At 34.5% G+C, this 9,190-nt stretch carries 6 protein-coding genes; all 6 read left to right on the top strand.

The genetic code is table 11. The features are described 5' to 3' along the window. The first annotated feature begins 61 nt into the window (after positions 1-61). The 6 genes from DDF69_RS11505 to DDF69_RS11480 all read left to right on the top strand — a co-directional run bounded on the left by DDF69_RS11505 (position 62) and on the right by DDF69_RS11480 (position 9,170). Positions 62-814 carry an SDR family NAD(P)-dependent oxidoreductase gene (locus DDF69_RS11505; protein ID WP_162800913.1) on the top strand — a complete coding sequence of 251 codons (753 nt, stop codon included), beginning with the start codon at positions 62-64 and terminating at the stop codon, positions 812-814. Between the two features lie 23 nt (positions 815-837). Next, positions 838-5,037: an SDR family oxidoreductase gene (locus DDF69_RS11500; RefSeq protein ID WP_114820903.1), complete on the top strand. Its 4,200-nt coding sequence runs from the start codon at positions 838-840 to the stop codon at positions 5,035-5,037. Between the two features lie 24 nt (positions 5,038-5,061). Then, positions 5,062-6,318: a serine--tRNA ligase gene (gene serS / locus DDF69_RS11495; RefSeq protein ID WP_114820902.1), complete on the top strand. Its 1,257-nt coding sequence runs from the start codon at positions 5,062-5,064 to the stop codon at positions 6,316-6,318. 10 nt (positions 6,319-6,328) lie between these two features. Then, positions 6,329-7,057 (top strand): thioesterase II family protein, encoded by a 729-nt coding sequence (locus DDF69_RS11490; protein WP_228411977.1) that lies wholly within the window; start codon positions 6,329-6,331, stop codon positions 7,055-7,057. Between the two features lie 67 nt (positions 7,058-7,124). Next, entirely contained in the window at positions 7,125-7,772 is a 648-nt protein-coding gene (locus DDF69_RS11485; protein ID WP_114820901.1) for a 4'-phosphopantetheinyl transferase family protein, read from the top strand. 222 nt (positions 7,773-7,994) lie between these two features. Then, positions 7,995-9,170, top strand: a complete 1,176-nt coding sequence (locus DDF69_RS11480) for an MFS transporter (RefSeq protein WP_114820974.1) — start codon at positions 7,995-7,997, stop codon at positions 9,168-9,170. Positions 9,171-9,190: the final 20 nt, after the last annotated feature.

Genomic DNA, 9,190 nt, shown 5'->3' with positions numbered 1-9,190 from the left:
TGTAAAAGTGAATTTAAAAACCCAACAAGGGAAGAGACCTAGTCAATATAGAAAAAATAATATGAAAAGAATAGTTTTAATTACAGGAGCAGGATCAGGTATTGGGAGATCTACTGCCCTGAGATTATCGAAAAATGGATATAGAATCATTTTGAATGGAAGAAATGAATCAGCTTTATCAGAAATACAAGATCAGATAAATACCATTGCCGGAGAAAAGATATCAGAAACGGTGATAGGAAGTATAACTGATATTGAAACTACTGAAAAAATGATTCAAAAAGCATATGATACCTGGAATACGGCACCATCTGTACTCATTGCCAACGCAGGGATTTCTCTCCCGGGAAGTGTTACGAATTCAGATGATACGAAATGGGACAATTTAATCAATACCAATTTTATAGGATTAATGAATCAGCTTAGAGTATTTAGCCTGGAAGCAACAAATGTCATGGACGGAATTACGAAAGATATAGTGGTGATTGGATCTAATATCGGAAGAAACGTCTCTCCCTTTAATTCTGTCTATGGTGCTACTAAATTTGCAGCCTATGGAGTTACAGAAGGATTGAGACGTGAACTCGCTCCTAAAGGAATCAGAGTATCATTAATTGAACCTGGAATGGTACAGACTAATTTACAGGCCACAGCAGGCTATGATATGGAGTGGTTTAAAAATTATGAAGCAGAAATAGGCCCTATTTTAAGTGGTGAAGATATTGCTCAGACCATCGACTTTATTTTGAGTCTTCCCGGTAATGTGACGGTTGATTCATTATCTATCAGACCTACAAGACAAGTTTATCCATGATCATTAACCTATTTTAAACTACTATGGATAAATATAAAAACTTAACCGATTTACTGATTAATGCTTCAATAGTATTCCCGGAGAATAAAAGTATTAAGGATAGTAAGCAGGCATTCACTTACGAAGAACTCTATGACAGATCAATTTTGGTGGCGAAATCTATTTCAAAAAAAATTAAAAGAGGTGACAGGATTATCTGCATGACAGAAAAAAATGTAGAATCAATTGTATTGTTCTGGGGAATATTATTCTCCGGAGCAATCCCTGTTTTGATTGACAATGATGATCAGGAAACCCTTACAAAAGAAAAGATTAACTATCTCTCACCAAGCTTTATTGCTTTTGTCAGTAAATCTTCCTGCAAAGACAAAAATATCGAGAACCTTTCCCCGGTCCATTTTTATGACGAATTGATCCTCCCACAGCCCAATGTAAAATATGAGCCTGTAGTCCCTGCAGATATCTGCTATATGCTGTTAACCAGCGGAACAACCGGAGAACCCAAAGCTGTTCAGATTTCACATCAGAACGTCTTACATTATATCACATCCGTATATGCAGATATTGGAAGTCCTAAAGAAATTAATACCGCTCACGTAACTACATTTGCGGCTGATCTGGGACTCACAAACTTTTTGATTGCCCTTATTTCAGGAGGATGTATGAGAATTTTTGACCGGTTTGATTCAAGAGACCCAAATAAATTTCTGAGTATAATCAAAGAGGATAATATCCAGTTTCTTAAATCCACCCCTTCACATATTTTGTCAATAATAAACGGACAGACAACTTCTTTTGAAAATACAGTACTTGATTTTTTAGTATTAGGTGGTGAAAAACTGACCTGGAATAATGTTGATCTGATTTTCGGTTGCAATTTGTGCAATAGCTTCTACAACCATTATGGCCCCACTGAAACAACCATTGGTGCAACATTATATAAAATCGATCAGTATTCGGATATCAGGACATGTTCAGATTCTGTTCCCATTGGATTCCCGATAGGAGAGAACAAATGCAGTTTGAGCGGTGGAGAACACGAAGGAGAGCTTGTGATTTCCGGACCTGGAGTGAGCCTAGGATATTTTGGTGTTGAAAACATAGCAAAAAATGAAGAGAAATTTCAAAACAATGGCATTGTAAAAACTTATAAAACAGGAGATTACTGTAAAATAATGCCAGATGGAAGTTTTGAATTTCTCTATAGAATGGACCGTCAGGTGAAAATACGCGGATATCGTGTCGAACTGGGAGAAATAGAACTGTCTTTACTTTCTCATCCGGAAATTAATTACGTATTTGTAGACCTTTACAAAAAAGAAGAAAATACCTGGCTGGAAGCGTATCTCAATACTGCAGATAATAAACAATTGGATGTAAATGAATTAAAAGCATGGTTGCAAAATCGTATATCAAGTTATAAAATTCCTTCAAGATTCTTTTTTTTCGAAGAGGTGATCTCAAATAAAAACGGAAAGATTGATACCCGGAAGATTAAAAGTATGTTTAAAAATGATACAACCTATTTTGATGGCTTAAAATTGTCCACTGAACAGGACTGGGAGAGTGTAGTGGAAATTGCATGGAAGAAAACCTTAATGATTGATAAAATTCAGCCATTAGATGATTTCTTTGCACTGGGTGCCAATTCTATTCAGGCCATTAAACTGATTGGGAATATTCAGCGCCAGGGTTTTAACGTTACTGTTAATGAACTTTATGAAAACTCAAACTTCTGTAACTTCCTGAATTTAAATAAATCAAAAGTGATTCAAAAGAGAGCCAGTATTGCAAAAAATGAGCAGACTCTTTCTCAACGCCTATTTCTGAAAAAAAGGTTTGATCTTGATGCCTATTGCCAGACTGTTCTTTTTGAAACATCAGATTTGAAGCTGAGAGAGTTTGGTCTAGCTGTAAAAATAGCTGTATCAAGCCACGAACTTTTAACACGATGCTTTAACTCCGGCCCTTATCATCAAAATGATAAAGATCTGGGACTCACATTCAGCTTTTTAGATAAGGAAAAGGCAACAAGTGTACAGATCTTTGATAAATCAGAAGAACTGATTGGTAACATCTCTCTTGAAGAGGGAAAAACATTCTTAACGCATGTATTTTTAGATGATGCAAGCGGAATAGATTATGTGTTTTTTGCAGCGCATCATATTGTAATAGACGTTACTTCATGGCAAATTTTATTTGAAGAGATCCTTGATATATATGATAATCTTCTGAAGGGAATAAAACCCAATATTCCACAAGAAAATTTGATCAATGACTTTTACGGGGATCTGAAGAAAAAGGCAAAAAAAATACACAGCAAATCAGAATCCCACTTCGAAAAGAAATATCATGAAGATAAACAGATACCGTATGAAGGATTTAAGTCCTTTAATATGACATTTTCCGAAGAATTTGGATATAATCTCCTTCAGTTTGAAAAAAGAAATCCTAATATATCTATCGATAATTATCTTTTTCACGCCTTTACAACAGCTCTTTTCACAGAGCTCAATGAAGATAAAATATGTGTAGATGTAGAGTTTCATGGAAGACCACGGTCAAATGAATTTGTTGACATCAGCAGATCCGTTGGATGGTGGGCAAATTCAATTCCTCTTGAGCTTGAAAAAGAAGACTTTTCCTTATCAAAATGCATTGAAATCTTAACCGAAAAAGGAAAACAATCCCATCAAATGAATATTGATCTGACTTCACAGGAAGACAAAGAGTCTTGGGCCAGATTCAATTATCTAGGCAGATTTCCTGAAACGTTTGATGGTGAATATATCAGATTTAAACCTTCGGCATTTAATCTTGCATCAACAAGGACGAAACAGGCGCATGGGGAATATTTATTAAACTTTACGCTCCGATTTATTGGTAACAGGCTGTTGGTTGATGTACAGACCGTTTCTAATAATTTTTATGTTAATTTGTCAAAGAATCTGTTGCGAAGATTTGCCGAAAAATTGAATAACTGTTTTAAGTTTGATGAAATACAGGTGTCCGAAAAGCTAATAACCAGTTTTTCCGAAAATAATGTTCACTCGGTAGGTAAACCTTTTCTTTATACCGATCCACACTTTGATGGGGATCAGGATTTTACAAGTTCTGTCTTGCTTACAGGCGGGACGGGTTACTTAGGGGCAAATCTTCTGTTTCAGCTTTTAGACGCCGGTTTTGAGAAAATATATGTTCTAGTCAGAGGAAAAGACAGAGAAGAAATTAAGGATCGGTTTTACAATTCGATCGAAGAGCATGGGCTGGATGCTCATTCAAAATTGCTCAGAAATAAAGTGATTCTTATTGAAGGAGATATTTCTATGGATCTATTGGGACTGAGTGAGAGTGTGTATCTATCTCTGGCCAATGAGGTAAGAATTGTTTACCATACTGCAGCCAATATAAATCTGAGCGAAAAATACGAAGTGCTTAAAGCGAGTAATGTTGATGGTACGAGACGAATTATAGATTTTTGTAAAAAAGGACAAGATAAACATCTTCATTATGTTTCTACAATTGCCGTATGTGGCTATGTTCAGGGACAAAAAATGATCAGCTTTTCTGAAACTGATTTAGAGGTCGGACAAAAATTCCGTTCCAATTATGAGCGTACGAAATATGAAGCAGAACATTTAGTAAGAATATATGCTGAAGAAAACGGTCATGTGAAAATTTATAGGATGGGACATATAGCAGCTAATTCCGTGACGGGCAAATTCCAACGAAATTATGGCGCAAACAGGATCATGCAGATCCTAAGAGGAATTATGGAAATGAAAAAAGTTCCAAGATCATATAACGAAAAATTTTCATTCTCCTATGTAGACGTCATCGTTAAATCTATAGTTGGGATCACGGCAACTGTTAAAGAAAATGCTCATTGTTTTCACCTGGAAAGTCCTCATTACTTTGAAGTCCATAAAATCGTCAACATTTTAATTGATTTTGGCTATGAAATTGAAATCGTAGATGATTCAGTGTATTATGATTCTTTAAAATTGTTTGAAGATAATGAGTCTGTAACGCTTATGGCAAACTGGATACAAAGATACTTTGATTCGAACTCAAATATCAATATCCTAAGCTCTGTAACTAATGATAAACTGGCCAATCTAGGATTATATTTTAAGAAACCAGATGCTAAGTGGATAAAAAAAATCGTACAAGATGGGATTAATGCAGGATATTTGCAAAGTCCTGAAAAACAGTTAATTTAATATATATTAATTATAATTATAAAAATGATAAATATAGATTTATTAATAAAACAAAAGGAATTTGTAGATGCATCTTTGGAAAACAGAGGTGAGGACAGTACAATAACGGATAAAATTTTAGAAGTTTACAAATTATTAAATGAGTCAAAACATACCTACGAAAAATTAAGACAGGAAAGAAACGTTTTAAGTCAAAGCAATTCAGTTGTATCAGATGATGATAAAATAGCAAAAGCCAGGGAAATTAAATCCAGTCTTTCCATTTTGGAAAAAGAAAAACGAGAGTTGGAAGACAAATACTCCAATTTGATCATGCAGTTACCTAATGTACTGGATGAAGATACCCCAGTAGGAAAAGACGAAGATGAAAACGTTATTTTGTATTCTGAAAATGTTCCTGACGCATCAGATTTTAAAAGAAAAGAACATTGGGATATAGAGGTCTGTAAGAGAGATATTGATTTTGAAAGAGGAGTGAAATTAAGTGGTTCCCGGTTTTATGTTTTAAAAAACAAGCTTGCTCAGTTACAGAGAGCTCTTATATATTTCTTATTGGAAAAACACAATGAATCAGGATATACAGAATTGAACTTACCCTATATTGTTCAGGAAAAGTGTCTTCTGGGGGCAGGCCAGCTCCCTAAGTTCGAAGAGAACCTGTATCATGATCATAAGGAAGACTTCTGGCTTATCCCAACTTCTGAAGTTTCCATTACGTATCTTCATGCAAATGAGTTATTTGCTTCTAATTTTTCTACTATAAACTATTGCAGCTATTCTCCTTGTTTTAGAAGAGAAAAAATGAGTGCCGGAAGAGATGTAAGAGGAATAAAAAGAGGTCATCAGTTTGATAAAGTGGAACTGTATAAGATCTGCCATCCTGATGAATCCAAAACAGAGCATGAGAAAATGCTTGAACATATAGTTTCAATTTGCAAACAGTTAAAGATTCCGTATAGAATAAAGCTGTTATGCTCAGGTGATATCGGATTTGCAGCCATGAAGACCTATGATGTTGAACTTTGGGCAGCCGGAAGCCAGGAATGGCTGGAAGTAAGCTCCATTAGCAATTGTGGTGACTTTCAGGGACGTAGATCCAAGATTAGAATTAAAGATGAAAATAGTAAAAAGAATGTCTATGCACATACTTTAAACGGAAGTGCTTTTGGCATTCCGAGAGTTATGATAGCTATACTTGAGAATTACCAGCAAGCAGATGGATCTGTTGCAGTTCCTGATTGTTTACAAAAATATGTAAACTTTAAAGTTATTTCTGTTTAAAAAATAATACATGAACATCAAACCACAACTTTTTCTTTTCCATTTCGCAGGTGGAAACTGCTATTCATATTCATTTTTGAAAGAATATTTAGAAGAATGTTTTGACTTTATACCGCTGGAATTACCAGGCAGGGGAAAACGGATGTCCGAACCTTTACTAAAGACCAGATCTCAGGTAATCTCCGATCTGGTCTGGCAAGTGAGAACACGGAGAAATACTAATGTCCCATTTATTCTTTATGGTCATAGTATGGGGGCGGGCCTGGGCTTGGATATTGCAAAACATTTGGAACAATCTGGAGATCCGGCGCAGACTTTGGTTGTTTCAGGAAATGCCGGGCCCCGAGTCTACAGAGAAAAAAAAATGTATTTACTGCCTGATGAAGAATTTAAAAAAGAACTAGAAAACCTTGGAGGTATTAGCAGTGAACTGCTTGAAAACGACGAACTCTATATGTTTTTGGAACCCATTCTAAGAGCTGATTTTGAAATTGTTGATATAAAAGATGAAAAGATCCCCTCAGCATTAAAATCTACATCAATTATAGCTTTAATGGGAACAGGTGAAGAGAATGCCGAAAATATCGACAATTGGAGAAATTATACAAGTCAATCTTTCACAAAATTACTTTTGGAAGGAGATCATTTCTTTATTTATAATCATCCGGTAGAGCTGGCAGCACAAATTAAAAAAGCATTTGGAAATATACATAGCGTCTCTGTTCCAATTGCCGAGTAATAACAATTTTGTTTACTGTAAAATCGAATGATAAGTAAGAATTATTTATGAATATATTCCTGTCCTAATGATTATTTTATATGCATTTATAGAAGAAGAAAACCATCAGTATTTATTAGATAAATATTTACATGCTTTTTCCACTGATTTAAGTACGAAAATTCAGAAATACAGAAGATGGCAGGATGCCCAACTATCTTTACTTGGAAGAGTCCTTTTAAAATACGGTTTAAATGGTTATCTTGATATTCAGGATTTTAAACTAATCTGTACACAGAACAATAAACCTATTTTAACAGACCATAATGTACATTTTAATATTTCACATTCAGGAAGCCTAGTAGTATGCTGTATTAGTAAATCGGTTATTGGAATTGATGTAGAATATATTGATCATAAAATCAATTATATGGATTTTGAAACTCAAATGACTGAGAATGAATTAAACAGATTACACACCTCTGAAAACACTGTCAAAGAATTCTTTACCTATTGGACAGAAAAAGAAGCTGTAGTCAAAGCTCATGGTAAGGGGTTATCAATTCCTTTGACATCTTTTGAAATTTTAGAAAATAGGAGTATGATCGGTAATGAGAGTTACTGTGTGCAAGAAGTTTTTATTAATGATGAATATAGCTGTAATGTTGCAGCTTCTGGATTGGATATCCAGGAGAAGAATATTCATTTGGAACATGTAAAGCTAAATAAATTATGATCCAATAATCATTGTGTAATATTATGTATTCAAAATGCTGAAGGAAGATCAAAAAACTTCAGGCCCATAAGAATAATAGTAACCTCATAGTACACTTAGTTTTGAAAAATAAGTTTCTGTCTTATTATTTTGATAGTTTGTACTTTATTAAAACGAATTATTTCCGTGAAATTAATTAAAAATTATACGAACTCATTTAAAGGACTTTCTCAGGAAAGCTGGATGTTGGCATTGGTGATGCTCATCAATCGTTCAGGATCTATGGTACTCCCGTTTTTAGGAGTATATATGACAACTCATTTGCATTTCAACATTGAGAATTCGGGAATTATTCTGAGTTTTTTTGGAATAGGATCTGTGATCGGCTCCTGGTTGGGTGGAATTGTTACCGACAAAATTGGTGAATATAAAGTGCAGAGTATTAGTTTGTTGCTAAGCGTGCCTTTGTTTTGTATGATTCCTCTTTTCACAACAGAAATAGGATTGGCTGGTATTATTCTGGTACAGAGCACGGTAAGTGAGACTTTTCGTCCCGCAAACTCAGTGGCAGTCACTAAATATACAAAACCGGGAAATATTACAAGAGCATTTTCGTTGAATAGGATGGCTGTGAATTTAGGATTTTCTATCGGTCCAACTTTAGGAGGGGTTCTGTCTGCTATTTCTTATGAATTTCTTTTTTATAGTAATGCTTTGGGAGCACTCTTGGCCGGGATAATATATATAGTGTTCTTTAGAAAACGAGATAAGCTCTTGGCGGAAAATCCTAAAAAAATACAGAAAACCATTACCATCAATAAAAGCTCTCCTTACAGGGATCGAAAATTCTTAATCTTTTGTATTTTTTGTATGCTTTTTATGATATGTTTTTTTCAGCTTTTAAATACATTAACCATTTTTTATAAAGATACAGCACATCTTAGCCAGCAAAACATTGGTTATCTTTTAGGATACAATGGTATTTTGATTGTATTATTAGAAATGTCACTTGTCCAAATTGCGGAGAAATATTTTAAATTGAAAACGATAATGTTTTTAGGAACATTCCTGTGCGGGTTCTCTTATGCAATGCTTGCATTTGATTATAGTATTATTACTTTGATTATCTCAATGAGCATACTTTGTATCGGTGAAATATGGACACTCCCTTTTATGTCTACCATTACAGCTTTACGAGCCGATGCTAATAATAAAGGAGCTTACATGGGGCTGAATGGTATTTCTTTTTCCTTAGCCTTTATTGTTACCCCTTTTATAGGAACCTTAATTGCCGAAAGATTTGGGTTTAAGGTACTATGGATTGGTACAGGTTGCTGCGCAACTCTTATTGCGATAGCCTTTTATTTTATAATACCGTGGATGCTGTCTAAGGAAAATACAAAAGACGTTGTGACCTAATATAAAATTCAAAAATAATG

The sequence above is a fragment of the Chryseobacterium sp. KLBC 52 genome (genome assembly GCF_003347605.1).
Taxonomy (GTDB): Bacteria; Bacteroidota; Bacteroidia; order Flavobacteriales; family Weeksellaceae; genus Chryseobacterium.
Note: the sequence above shows the minus strand (reverse complement) of the source record. Positions and strands in the feature narration are given on the sequence as shown.